Annotated in this window: 15 protein-coding genes; 5 read left to right on the top strand and 10 right to left on the bottom strand. The window is 67.7% G+C overall.

What is annotated here, in order from left to right; all coding sequences use genetic code 11:
• Position 1: 1 nt before the first annotated feature.
• The 5 genes from purS to purD all read right to left on the bottom strand — a co-directional run bounded on the left by purS (position 2) and on the right by purD (position 5,446).
• A complete protein-coding gene (gene purS, locus HW274_RS01795) occupies positions 2-256 on the bottom strand; it encodes a phosphoribosylformylglycinamidine synthase subunit PurS (RefSeq protein WP_003787688.1) in 255 nt (84 codons plus the stop codon).
• Between the two features lie 87 nt (positions 257-343).
• Complete coding sequence (locus tag HW274_RS01790; RefSeq protein ID WP_075253569.1) at positions 344-2,074, bottom strand: hypothetical protein; 1,731 nt, start codon at positions 2,072-2,074, stop codon at positions 344-346.
• Positions 2,071-2,760: a hypothetical protein gene (locus HW274_RS01785; protein ID WP_075253570.1), complete on the bottom strand. Its 690-nt coding sequence runs from the start codon at positions 2,758-2,760 to the stop codon at positions 2,071-2,073. The genes HW274_RS01790 and HW274_RS01785 overlap by 4 nt, the downstream gene beginning before the upstream one ends.
• On the bottom strand, positions 2,757-3,707 hold the full coding sequence (locus tag HW274_RS01780) for a phosphoribosylaminoimidazolesuccinocarboxamide synthase (RefSeq protein ID WP_075253571.1): 951 nt from the start codon (positions 3,705-3,707) through the stop codon (positions 2,757-2,759). The genes HW274_RS01785 and HW274_RS01780 overlap by 4 nt, the downstream gene beginning before the upstream one ends.
• A gap of 431 nt (positions 3,708-4,138) precedes the next feature.
• Positions 4,139-5,446, bottom strand: a complete 1,308-nt coding sequence (purD, locus tag HW274_RS01775; RefSeq protein ID WP_075253572.1) for a phosphoribosylamine--glycine ligase — start codon at positions 5,444-5,446, stop codon at positions 4,139-4,141.
• Positions 5,447-5,724: 278 nt separating this feature from the next.
• Between purD and HW274_RS01770 the strand changes: the two genes are divergently transcribed.
• Complete coding sequence (locus HW274_RS01770; RefSeq protein ID WP_260679145.1) at positions 5,725-7,044, top strand: hypothetical protein; 1,320 nt, start codon at positions 5,725-5,727, stop codon at positions 7,042-7,044.
• A gap of 93 nt (positions 7,045-7,137) precedes the next feature.
• Entirely contained in the window at positions 7,138-9,450 is a 2,313-nt protein-coding gene (locus tag HW274_RS01765) for a TerD family protein (RefSeq protein ID WP_185989075.1), read from the top strand.
• Between the two features lie 137 nt (positions 9,451-9,587).
• Here the strand turns inward: HW274_RS01765 and HW274_RS01760 are convergent, their stop codons facing one another.
• The 3 genes from HW274_RS01760 to HW274_RS01750 form a co-directional block, all read right to left on the bottom strand.
• On the bottom strand, positions 9,588-10,799 hold the full coding sequence (locus tag HW274_RS01760) for a hypothetical protein (RefSeq protein WP_185989074.1): 1,212 nt from the start codon (positions 10,797-10,799) through the stop codon (positions 9,588-9,590).
• Positions 10,800-11,030: 231 nt separating this feature from the next.
• Positions 11,031-11,807 carry a VOC family protein gene (locus tag HW274_RS01755; protein ID WP_185989073.1) on the bottom strand — a complete coding sequence of 259 codons (777 nt, stop codon included), beginning with the start codon at positions 11,805-11,807 and terminating at the stop codon, positions 11,031-11,033.
• Positions 11,808-11,945: 138 nt separating this feature from the next.
• Entirely contained in the window at positions 11,946-12,773 is an 828-nt protein-coding gene (locus tag HW274_RS01750) for an AraC family transcriptional regulator (RefSeq protein WP_185989072.1), read from the bottom strand.
• A 210-nt stretch (positions 12,774-12,983) separates the two neighbouring features.
• Here HW274_RS01750 and HW274_RS01745 point away from each other — a divergent pair, with 210 nt between their 5' ends.
• From HW274_RS01745 to HW274_RS01735, 3 genes are all read left to right on the top strand, one after another.
• Positions 12,984-13,181 (top strand): type II toxin-antitoxin system VapB family antitoxin, encoded by a 198-nt coding sequence (locus HW274_RS01745; RefSeq protein WP_185989071.1) that lies wholly within the window; start codon positions 12,984-12,986, stop codon positions 13,179-13,181.
• On the top strand, positions 13,178-13,555 hold the full coding sequence (locus HW274_RS01740) for a type II toxin-antitoxin system VapC family toxin (protein WP_185989070.1): 378 nt from the start codon (positions 13,178-13,180) through the stop codon (positions 13,553-13,555). Before HW274_RS01745 ends, HW274_RS01740 begins: the two co-directional genes overlap by 4 nt.
• Before the next feature lie 141 nt (positions 13,556-13,696).
• A complete protein-coding gene (locus HW274_RS01735) occupies positions 13,697-14,242 on the top strand; it encodes a hypothetical protein (RefSeq protein ID WP_260679144.1) in 546 nt (181 codons plus the stop codon).
• On the opposite strand, the gene HW274_RS01730 is transcribed toward HW274_RS01735, so the two are convergent.
• Both HW274_RS01730 and HW274_RS01725 read right to left on the bottom strand, forming a co-directional pair.
• A complete protein-coding gene (locus HW274_RS01730) occupies positions 14,230-15,480 on the bottom strand; it encodes a hypothetical protein (protein ID WP_185989068.1) in 1,251 nt (416 codons plus the stop codon). The genes HW274_RS01735 and HW274_RS01730 overlap by 13 nt on opposite strands.
• A gap of 642 nt (positions 15,481-16,122) precedes the next feature.
• Positions 16,123-17,970, bottom strand: a complete 1,848-nt coding sequence (locus tag HW274_RS01725; protein ID WP_185989067.1) for a phosphoenolpyruvate carboxykinase (GTP) — start codon at positions 17,968-17,970, stop codon at positions 16,123-16,125.
• Positions 17,971-18,109: the final 139 nt, after the last annotated feature.

Raw genomic sequence — 18,109 nt, 5'->3', positions numbered from 1 at the left:
CTCAGGCCTCCTCGTCGGCGGCGACGGAGACGACGTCCTCGATGATCGGGTTGGACAGGAGGGTGTCGGCGGCCTCGCGGGCGGCGGCCAGATGCTCCTCGGTGACGGGGCCGTCCACGGTCAGCTCGAAGCGGCGGCCCTGCCGCACCCCGGTGAACTGCTCGAATCCGAGGCGGGGAAGGCTTCCGACGACAGCCTTGCCCTGGGGGTCAAGAATCTCGGGCTTGGGCATGACCTCGACGACGATGCGTCCCATGGGTGCTCCTCGGATCAGGCGGGATGAGTGCGCAGCCCAAGACTACCCGCAAGCAGCCCAGGACACTGCCTGCCGTCTCGACGTGGCTCAGACCTGGCCGAGCCACTCGCCGGCCAGCCGAATCGCCACGACTCCGCCCAGGGTGAGGGCGGCAGTGGCGATGAGCCAGCTGGGGCCCAGGATGAGGGCGACGACGGCGCAGACCACGGCGCTGGCGAGCATGAACCCGCCCACGGCGCCGGCAACACCGGCGGGGGCGTGAAGGGACTGGTCGACGGTGGAGGTGCCCATGACCGGTGTGGGACCGGAGTCCACGGTGGGGGCCGTCTCGTCGCCGCGCCCGGAGGTGCCCGGAAGGAGCGGTCCGCGAGCGCGGGCCACCAGCCGGGCGGGGTCGTGGACCTTGACGGACCCGGTGGTCAGGCCGGCGGCGGCGTCGAGCACACCGGGCTTCCAGCGCTCGGCCTCACGGCGCACAGGCGTGCCTCCGGCCCAGGCCAGGTACCCGGCGGCGGCCACCAGCCCGGCACCGCCGAGGACTGCGACGAGCCACGGCGGGATCCAGGGGTGTCCGGCCTCGGCGTTACGGGCCAGGTTCATGGCCGAGGCGGTGGCCAGGATCAGGCCGAGCAGGGCGAAGGCCACGCCGGCCAGGCGCTGGCGGCGCACGGCCGCCGGCCACGGGGAGCGGGTCCGGGCGGCTGAGCCCTTGGCGCTTCCGCGCCCCACGCCCCAGTCGGTGCCCGAGGAGGGGCGGCGGGTGCCGCGTCCCTTGGCGGGGCCGCGCCCCACCCCCCAGTCAGTGCCTCCCTGGGCTTTGATCTCCTCGGCATCCAGAGCGTTGGTGGCCGCCTCCCAAGCACTGGACTCGGCCAGGATGCCGGCGTCCTCCTCGACCTCGGGCTGGGCCGCAGGGCTCGTGGGCGCGGCGGGGGAGGCGGTGGCGGCACTGGGGCGTGTCTGGTAGCCGCGGCCGCGGGCGGAGGGGGCTGCGGCGCTGGGGGCCGAGACGGCCGGTGCCGCTGGTGCGGGTGCGGGTGCGGCCGATGTTGCGACCGGCGGCGGCGCAGCCGCCACAGAGGCCGCAGATGCCGCGGATGCCGTGGAGGCACTGCTGGGCACGGCCTCGGGCTTGCCCTGGGAGATGGTGAAGACGCGGGTGGTGGTGGTTCCCGTCTGGGGTGCGCTGCCGGGCCCGTCGACGGCGGTGGGGCGCACGACGGGTCGCGGTGAGCGGCTCTCGGCGCCGTTGGCGGCCGCAGTCCGCTGCTGCTGGGGGGCCGGAGAGGAGGGGGTGCCAGCGGTGCCGGCGGCGCTGGCGGGGAGCGAGTCCGGGTCGCCCGTCGGGACGGACGCACCGTGGCCCCCGGGGGTGTCAGCAGGTCCGCCGACGGCGCGCAGGGCGACCGGGGAGGCGGGCGAACCGGCGGACAGGGCGGAGCCGGCCCAGCCGGTGGGCTCGTCGGACACGTCGGCCAGGTCGATGGCGATGGCGGCGTCGACGGCGTCAGCGGTTCCTGAGGCGATGGCCTGGGCCGCGGCCGAGCGCAGGTCCTCCTCCGTCATGACTGCCGCACCGCTCGCATCATGGGCGCCGGCGGAGCCGGCGGCGGAGGCCGCGGAGACTCCCGAGGCGGATGAGGTAGCCGAGGCGGACGAGCCGGTGGGGGCCGGGTTGTTGCCGGAGCGGACGACCTCCAGCAGCCCGTTGCCACCGGGCCGGGCGGAGGCGCTCTTCGGCCGTGGGGTCCGCTTGGGCATGATGCCCCAGTTGACGGGCCCCTGCTCGTTGTCGGGGCGTCGGTCACGAGGGGTCATGAGATCACCTGTCCCAGGATGGAGGCGAGCCCCAGGGCCACGAGCACGAAGCCGGTGGCGCCGAGCAGGAGCTGGCCGACACGGATGAGGGTCTCGCCGGTGGAGGTCCCGGCCAGGCGCTCGTCGGCCGCACGCCCGAATGATGTCGCAGCCAGCGCGGTGGTGAGGGGGCCGGAGACCACGTCGAGGGTGGTCAGCTCACGCCGACCGGTTGACTCGGGCACGAGCACCTTGGTTCCCGGCACGGTGAGCGTTGCCAGATCGGTGCCGGGAAGGGCTGCGCCGTCGGTTCCCGAGCCCCGCTGGGAGGACTGGGAGCCCTTGGACCCCTTGCCGCGGGCGCTCTTGGCGCTGCTTCCCTTCTTGGAGGACTCGTCGCCCTGCCGGGCCCGGGCCGCCCGGACCCGGTTGCGCTCCAGCCGCAGGCGGGGGGCGTTGACCACCAGGGAGCGGGCGGAGAGCCTCAAGGAGGCGAGCATGCCCAGCCCCACGAGGACCAGGGCGATGCCGCCCAGGACCCGGGAGGTCCCGGCCGCCCCGAGGGCGGAGGTGATGGCGGCCGACAGTGCCAGCACGACCGTCAGGACGATGAGGCCGACCAGGATGTAGAAGCCCGGCCCGGGCTTGAAGGAGCGGGCGGTGCTCCCGGTATCGGGAAGCTCCGATGCGGGTGAGGTCGTGGTCATGACAGCTCCAGGGGGTGGCCGGTGAGCCGCTGGTAGGCCTCGAGGTAGCGGGCTCGGGTCCGTTCGACGACGTCGTCGGGCAGGGCCGGGGGCTCCTGGCCGCCGTCCCGGTCCCAGCCGGAGGCCGGGGAGGTGAGCCAGTCGCGCACGTACTGCTTGTCGAAGGAGGGCGTGACCCGGCCGGGCTCCCAGGCGTCGGCGGGCCAGAAGCGGGAGGAGTCGGGGGTGAGGACCTCGTCGCCCAGGACCAGGTCGCCGTCGGCGTCGGTGCCGAGCTCGAACTTGGTGTCGGCCAGGATGATGCCGCGGTCCCGGGCGATCTCGGCGGCCCGGGAGTAGAGGGCCAGGGTGGTCTCGCGCAGGGCGGTGGCGGGCCCCTCCCCCACCATCTGGACGACACGCTCGAAGGTGACGTTCTCGTCGTGCTCCCCGAGCTCGGCCTTGGCGGCGGGGGTGAAGATCGGCTCGGGCAGGCGGGAGGCCTCGGTCAGGCCCTCGGGCAGGACGACGCCGCACACGGAGCGGCTCTGCCGGTACTCGACCAGGCCGGAGCCGGTGAGGTAGCCGCGGGCCACGCACTCCACCGGGTACATCTCCAGCCGCCGGCAGATCATGGCGCGTCCGGCGACCTGGGCGGGAACGTCGAGGGAGACGAGGTGGTTCGGGACGACACCCGCGAGCTGCTCGAACCACCAGGCGCTCAGGGCGGTGAGGACCTTGCCCTTGTCCGGGATCGGGGTCGCCAGGATGTGGTCGTAGGCGCTGATGCGGTCCGAGGCGACCACGAGGAGCACGTCCTGCCCACCCCACGGGCCGTCGGAGGTGGGGGCGTAGACGTCCCGGACCTTGCCGCTGGAGCGGTGCTCCCACCCGGGGACGGTGGGGGGCAGGGAGCCGGCTGCTGAGGCACTGGAACCGACTGAGGCGGAACTCGCGGACTGAGTCATGCCCCCATCCTGCCATCGGCGGGCACCCTGTGTCCGGTCCCGGGCCGCGGAGGCGCCCGCAGGGTTCACCCTTGGAGGATCATCCAAATACCGCGCCATTGCAGGCATTTGTCCGGGTCGAGTTGTCAGCGGGAGTCAGGGAGCTACCGGAGTAAATCCCACCGACGGGATGGGAACGGCTCTCACCTTTCACCCGCTCCGGTCGGCCGGACAAGGGGCTGACGTGGGTCAACACCGGCGCCGGAACCCGCCCCTCCCATCCGGCGAGGGGGCACGGGCCTCCCTCAGGAAAGAGCGGTGCAGTGTGCGTTTGGTCTCGGAAGAAGTGCATGCGTCACGCGCACCGCCTCCAGCGGCCGGGTCTGTTGGCGCGGTCTTCCTAGGTTCAGCGCAGGGCGAGCCGCGCGCCGTGGTTGCGACGGCGAGGAGCTCTACTCGGCCCCGTCGGCACTGGCAGCGCTACCGACACTGCCGACACTGCCTTCACTGGCCGCCTGGGCGATGTCGGTGCGGTACTGGGCGCCCTCAAGGTTGATGCGCTCGACGGCCTCGTAGGCGCGTTCCCGCGCCGCCTCGAGAGTTGCTCCCAGGGCGACGACGGACAGGACCCGCCCTCCGACGGCGATCAGCTCCCCGCGCTCGGTGGTGCCGGTGCCGGCGTGCAGCACGTGGACGTCGTCGAGCTCCTCGGCGGTCTCGATCCCGGTGATGGTGCCGCCGGTGGTGACAGTTCCGGGGTAGCCGGGGGCGGCGATGACGACGTCGACAGCGCACTGCTCGGACCAGGTGGGCTCGGAGGCCTCGGCGAGGCGACCGGTGGCGGCGGCGTGGAGCAGCTCGGGCAGGGAGGAGGTCAGGCGGGCCAGGACGGCCTGGGTCTCGGGGTCGCCGAAGCGCACGTTGAACTCGACCACGCGCAGGCCGCGGCTGGTCAGGGCCAGGCCGCAGTAGAGCAGGCCGATGAAGCTGGTGCCGCGGCGGGCCATCTCGTCGACGACGGGTTGGGCGACCTCGCGCACCACCTGCTCGGTGAGGTCCGCCGGGGCCCAGGACAGGGGCGAGTAGGCGCCCATGCCGCCAGTGTTGGGGCCGGCGTCGTCGTTGAGGAGGCGCTTGAAGTCCTGGGCGGGGGCCAGGGGGCGGACGGTGGCGCCGTCGCACACGCAGAACACGGAGGCCTCGGGGCCGTCGAGGTAGTCCTCGACGACGACGCGGCCGCTGCCGCGGGTCAGGCAGGCGTGGCCGTGGGCCAGGGCGACAGGGCGCTCGTCAGTGACGACGACGCCCTTGCCGGCGGCCAGGCCGTCCTCCTTGACGACGTAGGGGGCCCCGAAGCGGTCCAGGGCGGCGGACAGCTCGGCCTCGGTGGTGCACACGGCGGCCTCGGCGGTGGGGACGCCCGCTGCGGTCATGATCTCCTTGGCGAAGGCCTTCGAGCCCTCCAGGCGGGCGGCCTCCGCGCCGGGGCCGAAGCAGGGGATCCCGGCGTCGCGCACGGCGTCGGCGACACCGGCGACCAAGGGCGCCTCGGGGCCGACGACGACGAGGTCCGCCTTCATCTGCGTGGCCAGGGCCACGACCTCCTCGGGGACGCTGGGGTCGATGTTGAGGTTCGTGGCAATGGCCGAGGTGCCGGGGTTTCCCGGAGCGACGATGAGCTCGGAGGTCTGCGGATCACGGGCGAGGGCACGGGCCAGGGCGTGCTCGCGCGCGCCGGAGCCGAGGAGCAGGATCTTCACGGCGACAGCCTAGATGATGGAGGCCGCCTAAGGCCCGGAATCGCGGGCCCCGCGCGCCCCCGCCCGGAGGATATCTCCGATCGGCGGACGACCACGGTCCGGTCTCTCCGGGATGACGCCTCCCACCACGAAGAGCACACACAAGAAATCATCAGCACGACAAAATATGCTGAGGAGTACGCATTCAGCACACAGGGGCTGACGACGTTGAACGGAGAGATCTTGTGAGCAGCGTGGCGATCAGCACTGTGAACGGTGCAGCGAACCCTGAGGTGGAGATGTCCAATCGCGTGGCTGCACTCATGGGAACCACCTTGACCGAGGCCGACGTGCACCGGTTCCTGCTCGAGGCCGCCGATCTCCTGGGAACCGAGTCCCTGTCCATGTATGGGCCCAATGTGTTCTTCCGCTGGCAGCTCGGGGAACGAGTCATCGAGATCGAACCGGACTATCACCCGTGGGGCGAGAAGTACTCCTTAACCGTGGACTCCTACAACCGCGGGTTCCCCATCGACACCCAGGAGCGCCTGACTTACAAATACGGCGATGCCGAGCTGTACCCCTATCTGTGGAAGGTGGACCTCGGTGGCGAGGTGAACGACTGGTGGGGGCCTGGAGAGGCCTACATCGTCAACTGGGACCTGTTCGAGGAGACCACGGCGAAGACCCTCGGTGGCTTGCCCAATGACATGGCCCTCATGCCGCCGCAGTGGCGCCGCCCCTTCACCTTCCGTTGGGACATGGGGGAATCCGGGCTCGGCCTGGTCTCCTTCACCGGCACGATCAATGGCCTGAAGGTCACCGCCGAGTCCACCGGGGAGGAGATCCTCATACCCCGCGATCTCCTCAGCAGCGAACGAAGCCAGATCAGTATGCGCGACGTCGTCGCCGGCCTGGCCGGAGGGCGTCCTCTCATCGATATTCGCTTCGCCGGCTCCGAGGGCTTCGGCGACTACGGAGTCTTTGCCGCCAGCCCCAGCGGGGACGAGGATAAGTTGGCGAAGGGCGATATCAAGTTCCTTCTGGAGGATCGGGGGAAGGACTCACCCGGACCGGCGATGACGATAGACGAGCTTCGTAGGCTGGCCGCCTCGACACCCACACCCACCGGTCCTGACCGGCCTCCGGTGAACTGGCGGGTCATCCCGATACGGATCGGGCTGTCCATTCCCCAGATCCTCTCCGTCGTCGAGCAGGTCCTCAGCGGAGCAGCCGTCGAGAGCGTGCTCAAGAGGTTCGGCGGACGCCCCGATATCAGGTGGGACGAACCCATCCTGCGCGGAGACGGCTGGGCCGCAGAGCGATCGCGATTCTCCGGCACCTGGAGCATCGAGGTGGTCACTCACTCCGAACGGGAAGCGGAGGAGCGGCTGTGCTTCGACAAGCGCCACGTCGCCGACTACGCCTGGCGCATCGCCCAGGCACTGGAGCAGCGCTACGGCTTCCCCTACGGGATACGCACCACGAACGACGGGTTCTTCATGCGTCTGTTCCAGGTCGGGGACCATGGTGTCAAGGTGACCGGCGGCTTCAGCTCGGTGGAGGTGGAGATCGACTCCCTCAAGACGCTCCTGGAGCACTCCTACGGACGTTTCTGAAGCAGCCAGCCGCTCCCGGCTCCCCCGCCTCCGCTAGGCTCAAGCCGGTTCCGGGGAACGGAGTCCCCGGACAGCGAGGTGTCAGGAGGTCCCGTGGCAGTCAATCAGTCCTCTGCGACGACGGCGACCGACACAGGAGCCGGCATAGTGGTCGCCCCTGTCTCCGGTGCTGAGGCGACCGCGGAGCTCAACGTGGTGACGATCCGCCGACTCGGGGCCGTCTATATCCCGTCGGCCACCGGTGGGCCGGCGCCGTCGTGCTTCGCCTCACCGCAGGAGGCGCAGTCCACGCCGCAGCGGGGCACCGACGCGGGTGTCGAAACGGCTCTGACCACGCTGCGCGCCCTGGGCTACCGGCTCTCCGACCCGGCCCGGGAGGCCATCACCTCTCCCGAGCAGGCCTGGGCACTGGTCAATGCCGCCGCCTGCCTCAGTTCTGGTTCCCCGTCCGCCGAGTACCGGCCCTTCTACCCCGACTTCCCCGTCCAGGTACGCAGCGCCTCCGGAGCCGCGCTGCTGGTCAATGCCGCCCTGCACTACCTGGGCGACGTCGTCGGGGTCCGAATCCTGCCGGACTACCGGCCCAGTCCCCGCGAGCCCCTACCGGGAGACGACGACGCCGTCACCGAGCTGGGCCTGGCCACGGCGCAGGACCTGGAGCGGATCGTGGCCGACCTCGCCGCCCAGGCGACCCCCTTCAGCGCCCAGGACCGCGCGGACTTGACGGCCCTGCGCGACTTCGGCCCCGAGGCGGCGCCACGCGTGGCGGTCAAGGAGAACCTCGCCGTCCTCACCGTCACCTTCTCCGACCTGGACTTCTCCGCCTCCTACCGCACCGTCACCGACGTGCTGCGCCTGGCGGTCGCCATGGCGGGCGGCGATGTCTCCCTGGCCGAACCGTGCCGGTTCCCCTCCTTCTCCCGTGCGCAGCGGCGTCGGCTACTGGGGCTGCTTGACGCCGTCGGGCATGTCCAGGACGGCCGCGACAGCGCCGAGGAGATGGCTCGGCGCTGTGAGCGGTGGAAGCGGCTGGCCCGCCATCTGCGCCCCGGCGACTACGCGCGTCGCTTCCCGCGCGCCGCCGCGCTCCTGCACCAGGTCGCCTCCGGGGACGCCGAAGCAGGTTTCACCTCCCGTCTGGAGGAGGCGCTGGCGCGCCGCGATGTCGAAGGAGCCCTCCGCCTGCTGACCACCCGTCCCGGGGTATTCGCCCGCCGACTCAACCACCTGCTGCAGCTGTGCGTCGATGACGCCGCCCGCGAGCGCGTGGTCGCTGAGTTCGCGCGGGTCGCGCCCGAGGTCTCCCTACCCGTCCTGGTACGTCTGTGGGAGTACTTCTCCTCCCCCGGGCCAGATGCCCTGCCGTGGCGGGTCGTCGCCATCAAGGCGGCCACGGGCACCAAGACGACGCTCATCCCCTCCACTCGTCGTCCCGGCCCGACCGACGCCGCGGTGGTTCGCGCCGTCGAGGAAGCCCTACGGCAGCGGAAGCGCCTGGGGCGGATCGCCGTCGAGCAGGGGATGTACGAGGGCTACACGGCTCCGGTGGGTCTGCGCTCGGCCTCACCTGGTCTGCGCACGGCGGGGCGCGGCACCCGCCTGCCGCTGCCCGAGGGCGAGACAATCCGCTTCTTCCTGCACTGGCGCGACCTGCCCGAGACCCCAGCCGAGGCCTCGGGGCCTGCCGGACCTGCCGCAGCCGAGGACAGGGATACCCGGGTGGATCTGGACCTGTCGGCCTTCTTCGTCTCCGAGGACTTCACGCGCACTGAGCAGATCGCCTACTACAACCTGCGCTCGACGGCGGCCGTGCACTCCGGCGACCTCACCTCGGCGCCCGACGGGGCGGCCGAGTTCATCGACGTCACCCTGGCCGAGGCGCTGCGGCAGGGGTGGCGCTACGTCGTCATGACGGTCCACTCCTTCTCCCATCACCGGCTCAGTGAGGTACCCGAGTGCTGGGCGGGGGCGATGGCCCGCGGCGCGCACCCGCAGAGCGGCGAGGTCTTCGAGGCCTCCACCGTCATGCAGCGCCTCGACCTGGTCTCGCCCACGTTCAACGCGACCCCGTTCGTCATCGACCTCGCTGAGCGCCGCCTCATCTGGTGGGACCTGCCCGTGGGGGTGGGCGAGCACCAGGTGGCGAACCTGGATCGCAGCAGCAACCGGGTCCTGGCGCACCTGCTCGACCTGCTGGAGGGGCGGCGCATGCCGCTGGCGCACCTGCTGGGGCTCCTGGCCGACGTCGTCGTCGAGGACCCGGATGAGGCCCAGCTGGTCTTCGGTGAGGGCGGGATCCTGCCGTGGCAGACCGAGCGGATCCTGGCGCTGCTGGGCCCCGCGGAGGTCGCGATGGAAGGGAATCCCGACGCGGACGGGGGCGAGGCGGGCCGGCAGACGGAGTAACCTGGGCCATGTCCGGCCATGAGGGTGCTTCCTTCTACCTTCACATTTCTCTCAGCGCCTTCGCTTCCCGGACGCAGTCGGGTGGGACCACCAGTGGCCCCGCCCGATTCAGCATCCTCCTCTTGCTCACCACGTCGTCACTTGGAAACAAAGGGCAACAGGACCGACTCTTTAACAGTTCTAGCCAGGCCTTTCTTTCTTTTCTTCGCAAACTTCACGAAGGATCTCTCAATGGCCCTCCGCTCATCAACAGAACACTTATCACCATATCGACTCTGGAGCTTTAATTCATGAACCCAAATCGGAGCCAGGATTGATTTAAGACAGTCGAACCTCTCCCACAAGAATCGAGCACCTGACGCAACCACCGACAGCAAAACAACCAAAAATAATGTCGCGATCACAGCAAAAGCGAAACCTAAATTTCTCCACATTGAAGAACTCGTCACAACCACAATGGATTCAACCTCCACCAAAAAACCTTGTACAAGCACAAGGAGAGCCGAAAAATAGAGCGGGACAGAGGAAATAATTCCACTCCTCCAACGATAGTATCCACTCCCGATTGCCCCCAGTGTCGCAATCACTACCAAACAACCCGCAACACACTGTCGACGCAACCCCAAGTGGTTACCGGAGCAGTATTTTTCCAAAACAGCCGTTATCACCAAGATCAGCACTAATAACAGCAATGAAATAACAACCCTCAATCTCCTCGCCCCGAAAATCAAAGGAAGTCGCTTCACCTCAGACTCACTCCCGGCATTTCTTATGTCTTCTGGCCAATTTTCGGCAATATAAAACAATCGAGCCAGCGACCTCCAGTAATCATCGACAGTAGCAACCCCTGTCGCAGGCACCATGATTAACGCAGCAGAGGAAACGGCATGAATCCCCCAGACAACCACCAGAAGCAAGATTCCTCCCGCATCTAGCCGCTGGAAAACACAAGCGGCAGCCCCAAACACAATAACTCCCGAAATACCGATCAACCCGATCGTAGATGCGTAATAACGGTTTTCTTGAGATGCAACCAGCCTTACTTCAGTCAGCCAGCAGTCACCCAACTCCTTCGGAGTTTTGCGCCACCGCTCAGGCTGAAACTGCGCCATAGCGACGACCAACGCCGACACCCCAAGCTGGGAACCAGCCAGAATGGGAAGTAGTTCAGACCTCGCGCTCGCGATCTGCAAAACAATAGAGAACACTCGCCTACCACCCGATCCTAAGGGCACCACCATCGCCGCTAGAACGAAAGCAACAACCAACGGAAGGAAAACTAGAAACACCCATCCGCCAACTTTAGGAAGTCCACCGCGCCCTAAATCATCACCTAGTAGATCTCGCATGCTAAATTGTTACAGTCAACTCACACGAAAGTCAACAGCACCCTGCTGGAGTCACCCGGATTACCGCCGATACAGCTTGCGCCAACCTGATTTTTGTCAGGAAACAGAAACTCAAACAATACGCCAGGATCACCCCATACCTATCGGCGCGGTATCGCGAGTTTCATTTGTCAACGATCGGACGCAGTCGGGCGGGACCACCAGTGGCCCCGCCCGACTAGTGCGTGAGGATCAGAAGGTGGTGAGCAGGAAGCGCGCACCGTGCGGGTCTGCCACCTCCACCATGCGCCCGAACGTGAAGTCGAAGGGCTCGACGATGACAGTTCCTCTCAGCTCGCGCACGCGCCGGGCTGCGGCGTCGGTGTCCTCCACCCCGAAGTAGATGCGCCAGCGCGAGGGGACCTCCTCACCGAAGTAGCCGGCCCGACCGACGCCGCTCACGGACCTGCCCCCGACGACGCTCGTGTAGAAGTCCTGCTCCTGGTCGGCGATGGTCAGCCGGCGGGTGGGCCACCCGGCGACCTCCCGGTAGAAGCGCTCGGCCGGCTCCAGGTCACTGGCCAGGACGTCGAACCACACTGGCATCCCGGCCTGGTAGGGGTAGGGCCCCTCGCAGTCCTCGTCCTCCAGGAGTCCGACGACGTTGCCGTCGGGGTCGGCGGCGAGGGCGTAGGCCATGGTCTCCGTGACGCCGGTGGGCTCCACAACGACGCTCCCGCCGCTCCTCTCAGCGCCTGCGGCTGCGGTGCGGACGTCGTCGACCATGAAACTCACCTGCCAGCCGGGGTCCCCGGGCGCCGCGTCGGCGGGCTCGAAGGAGCCAATGAGCCGACCGTCGTGATGCACTTCAGTGGTGAGTGGCTCACCCGGCTCGGCACGGGTGATCTCCCAGCCGAGAAGGTCCCGGTAGAAGGCGGCCGAGGTATCGATGTCCGGTGTGTACAGCTCGATCCAGCAGGGAAAGCCGGCAAGGCGCTCGGTAGTAGGCAGGGCGTTGGTGTCGGTCATCGGTGGCTCCTTTGCGTATCCAGCTGCATGTCGAAGGACGTCCTGACTTTCCATGACGGTAGACCGACCGGCACACAGCGGACGACTCCGATCCTGCTCTCTTGAGCGGCGCCCTTTTCAGGCCATCTCAGCCGACCGTCAGACCACCATCGCCGCCAGGGCCACGAGAACCGCCGGATCCCATGGGAGAGCGGCGCGCACCGGCAGGGTGACGGGGGCGGGGACGGGCTCCTCGGGGACACGCGTCCGCGCGACAAGGGGGTTAGTGGGGGCAAGCTGTTCGTGGACGTTGGCGCCGTCGGGAAAGATGGTGGCGAGGATCCAGGGAGAGCCTGGGACCATGGGCAGCTCCACCTCGTCGATGTGTCGGCGCAGTGTGCCGCTGGTCGGCAGCCCACTGGGGACGGGACGGGGAAAGGTGCCAACCCACTGATAGGGGGCCGGCCCGAGCGTGCGGCGCATCTTTTCGGGGATATCAAGGCGGATGCGGATTCTTCCAGCCGCCGGGACCAGGAGGCTCACGGCCGGTTGGGTGCGCTCGGCGACCCGGTCGGCGATGCGACGCAGAGAACCGGGTGGGGTTCCGACGTCGCGCAGGAAGCGGCGGCTGAAGGTGCCCACCGAGGTGTAGCCGACCTCGTGGCAAGTCTCGGCCACGCCCAAGCGGTAGGTGATGAGGAGGTGCTTGGCCTCGTGCAGTCTCCAGGCGGCCAGGTAGTCCATGGGCGAGGTGCCGACGACGGACGTGAAGACCCGGGTGAGGTGGGAGGGGCTGTAGGCGAGGTGCTCGGAAAGGTCCCCGACGGTGACACGTTCACGGAAACGGGTGCGCAGATACTGGGTGGCTCGCAGCGCCAGGTCAGCGGCGGTCTCGTCGAGCAGCTGACCCGTCTGTGCGCCGTCGACGGCTGGAACCGAGTGGGCCGACCCCAGCGACATGAGTCCGTCAGGTGGGTGCTGGCGCATGACAACACGTTACACAGCGGTGACCTCCAGAACGAGGGCCCATCTCTTCCTATTCATCTCCAACCCACTGTCCGGCATCGGCACCGGCCCGAAGTGGTTGCCCGCTCCGCCGAGCGAGATCAGTCAGCTGATGACCGACCACTGGCCATCACATGACAGATGCACTAGAATCTACATCATCTGATGATGATTCTGGTGCAAGGAGGTATCGTGCGAACCACCGTGACACTCAGTGATGACCTCATTGCCAACGCTCAGGAACTCACGGGCATCACTGAGCGCACCGAGCTGCTGCGGGCCGGCCTGGAGACCCTGGTCAGAGTGGAGAGCGCACGTCGCCTTGCAGCTCTCGGCGGCTCTGATCGGACGGCGAGCGCCGCTCCACGACGTCGGACGGCCAGCCAGTGATCCTTGTCGACACCTCGGTATGGATCGATCACTTCCACCACTCGGACCCAGTACTCGTCAGCCTGCTGCACGAGGACGAGATCGGATCCCATCCACTCGTGACGGAGGAGCTGGCGATGGGATCACTCAGGGCCAGGAATGACGTCCTCAAGCACTTAGCGCACCTTCGCCAGTTCCCGGTCCTCTCACATGACGAGCTACTGACCCTGGTCGCAGCCCATGCGCTGTGGGGCCGGGGACTCAGCCCAGTCGATGCGCACCTGCTCGGCTCTGCCATGCTGGTCCCTGGAGCCCGCCTGTGGACACGCGACAAGAGACTGCTCCGCGCCGCCGAAGAGCGCGGAGTCTCCTTCGTCGAAGGAACCGCCGGCTGAGGCCCTGAAACAGGCCGGGTCACCGAATACCTGACTTGCTACGCTACAACGGCAGTCGAAGCACACCCAGAAGACGGACCGATGTCAGCTCCCCAGAATCAGCCCCCGTACCAGCCGCCATACCAGCCCCAGTATCAGGCCGTGCCTCCCTATGGGCAGCAGCGCCCCCGCCAGACGCACGTCGGAAAGCTGGTCGTGGCGATCATCCTGTTCGTCATCGGCCCATTGATGGGACTGGCCATCTGGGGCATCGGGTCGGTCATCGCCGTCGCCAGCATCGCCACCAGCGGTGACGTCGTCACCAACGGGCAGCAGGTCAGCCTGAGCAGCAACGACGAACGTGCTCTATACGTATCGAGAACCGCCGCCGCCAACAACTGCACCGTTGTGGACCCTGACGGCAAGGAGGTCCGCACCTCCCCCGGCGGCGGGATGAACATCTCCAACAACGACGGCGATTTCAGCTCGGTTCTCACGTTCAAGGCCGACAAGTCGGGAGACTACCGGGTCTCATGCGAGGGCCTGGATGACACCGACGCGATCCTCGTAGGCCCCACCGTCACGTTCAGCAAGTTCGCGGTGCCCCTCGTCGCCGGCCTGGCCGCCGGGGCGGCCTGCTGGATCTTTGCCACCATCCTGCTGATCTGGCGCCACCGGGCCGTGGCCGCCCAGAATCAAGCGAGCTGACCCCGGCGAGGAACCGCTAAACCGATCCCACGTTCGAGAATCTCCCGCTCCTCCTGCATGCCTGCATCCGCGAGGGGAACATAACGGCCGGTCTCCCGGGTCGCGCCATGGGCGACCCCCCAGAGCCAGATCGCCTCACACCTGGCGACCAGCTGCTCCTGCCGGCGCCGAAAGCTCCCCCACGTGACACCGGCGCCATCCAGGGCCAGGTGCCTCCCCTTGCCGTAGACGACGAAGATCCGATCCCCAGCAACGAACAGCCCGGAGCGGGACTCCGGCCAGACGCACGAGCGTCTTCCCACGCGAATCCCCTGTTCATCCACGATCACTCGCGGGAAGCATTCGTAGATCTTGTAGAGCGGATACGCCATGGTCACCGGTCCGAGCAGAAGACAGAACACCGCGAAGGCGATATCCGAACCGCTGAGCGGCTTGGTCTCGAAGAACAGCTGTTGACCACCCATCACCAGGAACAGCACCCCCATGGCGATGAGGAAGAGCCCGCCGTTGCACAGGTGCTCCTTGACTCTGCGCCAGAGCGGGGTGCAGAACACCAGACGGCTGCGCTGCAGCATCTTCTCCGCCCCATGCCGGATCCTGGCCGCCGCAAGATGAGGGTCCTCGCTGACTGCGGCCTCCTCCGAGACACCCCACCCCCTCGCATAGATGTAGTACTGCAAGTCCCCCACAGCCGCAGAGGCGCGGTCCTCCGAGCTCCCCCAGGTCATCCCGATGACGCATCCGGGAAGCCGAATGGCATCATCGCCGTCGCCGTTCTCGATGGCGATCCGAGTGCGCTCAATGAATCCGCCGTACGACGACGGCCCGTCAGTCAGGTTGAGCGTCGGCAGCGTGAACCTCGAGCCCACCGACTCCCAAGGACGACGCTCGGTGAACAGCAGGCGTCGCATGGTGATGCCGTCCTTACTCAGCACCGTCCGACGCCGCAGGGTATTGATCGCCCAGACCACCGGAATGCCGATGATGCTCACCACGATCATGGCGTCATTGGCTTCATACTCGGTGATGTAGGGGCTCATCAGCAGCAGAGCCTTGCGGACCATACCGGGCACTCCCACCGCGAGCACCAGCAGAGCACAGCAGCGGATCATCACCGAGCGGCGCAGGATCAGGCGCCCATCAGCCGTCTCCGTCGCCCACCACCGCATCGACTTCCCCAGCGTCTCATCGAACAGGTCTCCCCGACCGCCACCGCGGTCGTTGTCCCGCCATTCCATGCTCCGCCCCTTCCACGCCGCTGCAGGTCGCCGGCACGCTGAGAAAGCAATCCAAGCTCCCACCAACGACCCCTCGTCACTGTAGTAGCGGGCGCGGCACCGATTCGCGTTCTCCGACGGGCACCATTCACCATCCCGTCTGCGACGTCGTCCCGCGTGGACGCACCATACGGTCCGAGGACTACGCCCCCGGCGCTCATGTACTGCCTCATGACTTCTGAGAGTTTCGGATGTCATGACTTCTCAAGACGCCGCTGGGTGGGTCTGCCGGATGGGGAGAGCTGCTACTTCAGCCTGCTGGAGGGGGCTGGCCCGGTCACTGTGGTGGCTGCCGTCGTCGTCTGGCTGCACTGCACGAGGGGTGGGGTGCTACTGGACGAGGGTTGGGTGCACTTTGGGTAGGTGGGGCCTTCGTGCAGTACGCACAACCCTTGGCCAGTAGATCCCGACCCTCGTGGAGCAGGCCGACTCGAGGCGAGACTCACGGCAGAGCCGGCGTCGAGTCGTAGCGTCCAGGCCCCAGCGCAGGCGGCAAGCTGGGGCGGCGAGGGCCGCAACCAGCGGCAACCAGCGGGGGCTCCGACCGGCGAACCGGTCGGAGCCCCCGTCTCAGTCCTCCTCAGGGAAGGACCTCAGCTGAGATCAGGCCTTCTTGGCCTCATCGATGCGCGCACGGAACTTGGCGAGCTGCTCCTTGATGGCCTCGGGCAGCTTGTCACCGAACTGCTTGTAGTACTCCTCGGTGTCGTCCATCTCGGCGGCCCAGGCCTCGGGGTCGATGTCGTACATCTTGGCCCACTCCTCCTCGCCCAGGTCGAGGCCCTCGAGGTTGAAGTCCTCGAACTTGGGGTAGCGGCCGGTGACACCGTCGACGGCCTCGACCTCACCGGAGGCGCGGCGCACGATCCAGTCGAGCACGCGGGAGTTGTCGCCGTAGCCGGGCCAGATGAACTTGCCGTTCTCGTCCTTGCGGAACCAGTTGACCTGGTAGACCTTGGGGAACTTGTCGCCCAGCTTCTCCTGCATCTCCAGCCAGTGCGACCAGTAGTCGGCCATGTGGTAGCCGCAGAAGGGCAGCATGGCCATGGGGTCGTGGCGCAGGGAGCCGACCTTGGCGTCCAGGGCGGCAGCGGTGACCTCAGAGGCCACGGCGGAGCCGATGAACACGCCGTGGGCGTTCTCGTACTGCTCGGCGACCAGCGGCACGTTGGTGGCGCGGCGACCGCCAAAGAGGATGGCGTCGATGGCCACGCCCTCGGGAGCCTCCCAGTCGGGGCAGATGATCGGGCACTGCGAGGCCGGGGTGGTGAAGCGGCTGTTGGGGTGAGCGGCCTTCTTGCCCTCGGCGGCGTCGGCCGGGGTGAAGTCGTTGCCCTGCCAGTCGATGAGGTGCTCCGGCATCGGGGCGTCGATGCCCTCCCACCACACGTCACCGTCGTCGGTCAGGGCGACGTTGGTGAAGATGGTGTTGGCCTTCATGGTGTCCATGGCCATCGGGTTGGTGTCGTAGGAGGTGCCGGGGGCGACGCCGAAGAAGCCGGCCTCGGGGTTGATGGCGCGCAGGCGGCCGTCGGGGCCGGGGCGCATCCAGGCGATGTCGTCACCGACGGTCTCGACCTTGTAGCCCGGGATGGTGGGCTGGAGCATGGCGAGGTTGGTCTTGCCGCAGGCGCTCGGGAAGGCGGCGGTGACGTGGTACTGCTTGCCGCTCTTCTCGTCGGTCAGGCGCAGGATGAGCATGTGCTCGGCCATCCAGCCGTCGCGGCGGGCCATGGTCGAGGCGATGCGCAGCGCGTAGCACTTCTTGCCCAGCAGGGCGTTGCCGCCGTAGCCGGAGCCGAAGGACCAGATCTCGTTGGTCTCCGGGAAGTGGGTGATGTACTTCTCGTCGTTGCAGGGCCAGGTGGTGTCCTTCTCGTGCTCGGCCAGCGGGGCGCCGACGGAGTGGACGGCCGGGACCCAGGGACGTCCCTCAGCGATGAGGTCCATGGCGGCCGCACCCATACGGGTCATGATCCGCATGTTGACCACCACGTAGGGGGAGTCGGTCAGCTCGATGCCGAGCTGGGAGATGGGGCCGCCCAGGGGGCCCATGGAGAAGGGGATCACGTAGAGGGTCCGGCCGCGCATGGCGCCGTCGAACTTCTCGTGGAGGATCTTCTTCATCTCGGCCGGGTCGTACCAGTTGTTGGTCGGGCCGGCATCCTCCTCCTTCTCGGAGCAGATGAAGGTCCTGGACTCCACACGGGCGACGTCGCTGGGCAGGGAGCGCGCGAGGAAGGAGTTGGGGCGCTTGTCGGGGTTGAGGCGGGTGAACACGCCGGACTCCACCATCTCAGTGGTGAGGCGGTCCCACTCCTCCTGTGAACCGTCCGCGAAGTAGACGTTCTCGGGCTTGGCCAGCTCGGCGATGCGCGTGACGAATTCGATGACATCCTCAGGGGCGTTAGCCGGCGCGGCGGCGCGAACGTCCTGCTCAGACACAGTCATACGAGTCCCTTCCTTGGGTATGTTGATCCGGTGAGCGCGCCGTTGCCGACTCGCTCGGTCGAGAGCAATCCTCCCCCACCGGGCGCCCCAGGTCACATCGCCGAAGGTCCCAACTGGACGTCTCTCCCCGCCCAGACCG

This window comes from Actinomyces sp. oral taxon 169 (assembly GCF_013394715.1).
Lineage (GTDB): Bacteria > Actinomycetota > Actinomycetes > Actinomycetales > Actinomycetaceae > Actinomyces.
The sequence above is the reverse complement of the archived record's forward strand: the minus strand, read 5'-3'. Positions and strand labels throughout refer to the sequence as shown.

What these genes read in the sequence shown, in the direction of transcription:
- purS (WP_003787688.1), bottom strand. Translation starts at nt 256, where the DNA reads ATGGGACGCATCGTCGTCGAGGTCATGCCCAAGCCCGAGATTCTTGAC.
- HW274_RS01790 (WP_075253569.1), bottom strand. Translation starts at nt 2,074, where the DNA reads ATGACCCCTCGTGACCGACGCCCCGACAACGAGCAGGGGCCCGTCAAC.
- HW274_RS01785 (WP_075253570.1), bottom strand. Translation starts at nt 2,760, where the DNA reads ATGACCACGACCTCACCCGCATCGGAGCTTCCCGATACCGGGAGCACC.
- HW274_RS01780 (WP_075253571.1), bottom strand. Translation starts at nt 3,707, where the DNA reads ATGACTCAGTCCGCGAGTTCCGCCTCAGTCGGTTCCAGTGCCTCAGCA.
- HW274_RS01770 (WP_260679145.1), top strand. Translation starts at nt 5,725, where the DNA reads ATGTCCAATCGCGTGGCTGCACTCATGGGAACCACCTTGACCGAGGCC.
- HW274_RS01760 (WP_185989074.1), bottom strand. Translation starts at nt 10,799, where the DNA reads ATGCGAGATCTACTAGGTGATGATTTAGGGCGCGGTGGACTTCCTAAA.
- HW274_RS01755 (WP_185989073.1), bottom strand. Translation starts at nt 11,807, where the DNA reads ATGACCGACACCAACGCCCTGCCTACTACCGAGCGCCTTGCCGGCTTT.
- HW274_RS01750 (WP_185989072.1), bottom strand. Translation starts at nt 12,773, where the DNA reads ATGCGCCAGCACCCACCTGACGGACTCATGTCGCTGGGGTCGGCCCAC.
- HW274_RS01730 (WP_185989068.1), bottom strand. Translation starts at nt 15,480, where the DNA reads ATGGAATGGCGGGACAACGACCGCGGTGGCGGTCGGGGAGACCTGTTC.
- HW274_RS01725 (WP_185989067.1), bottom strand. Translation starts at nt 17,970, where the DNA reads ATGACTGTGTCTGAGCAGGACGTTCGCGCCGCCGCGCCGGCTAACGCC.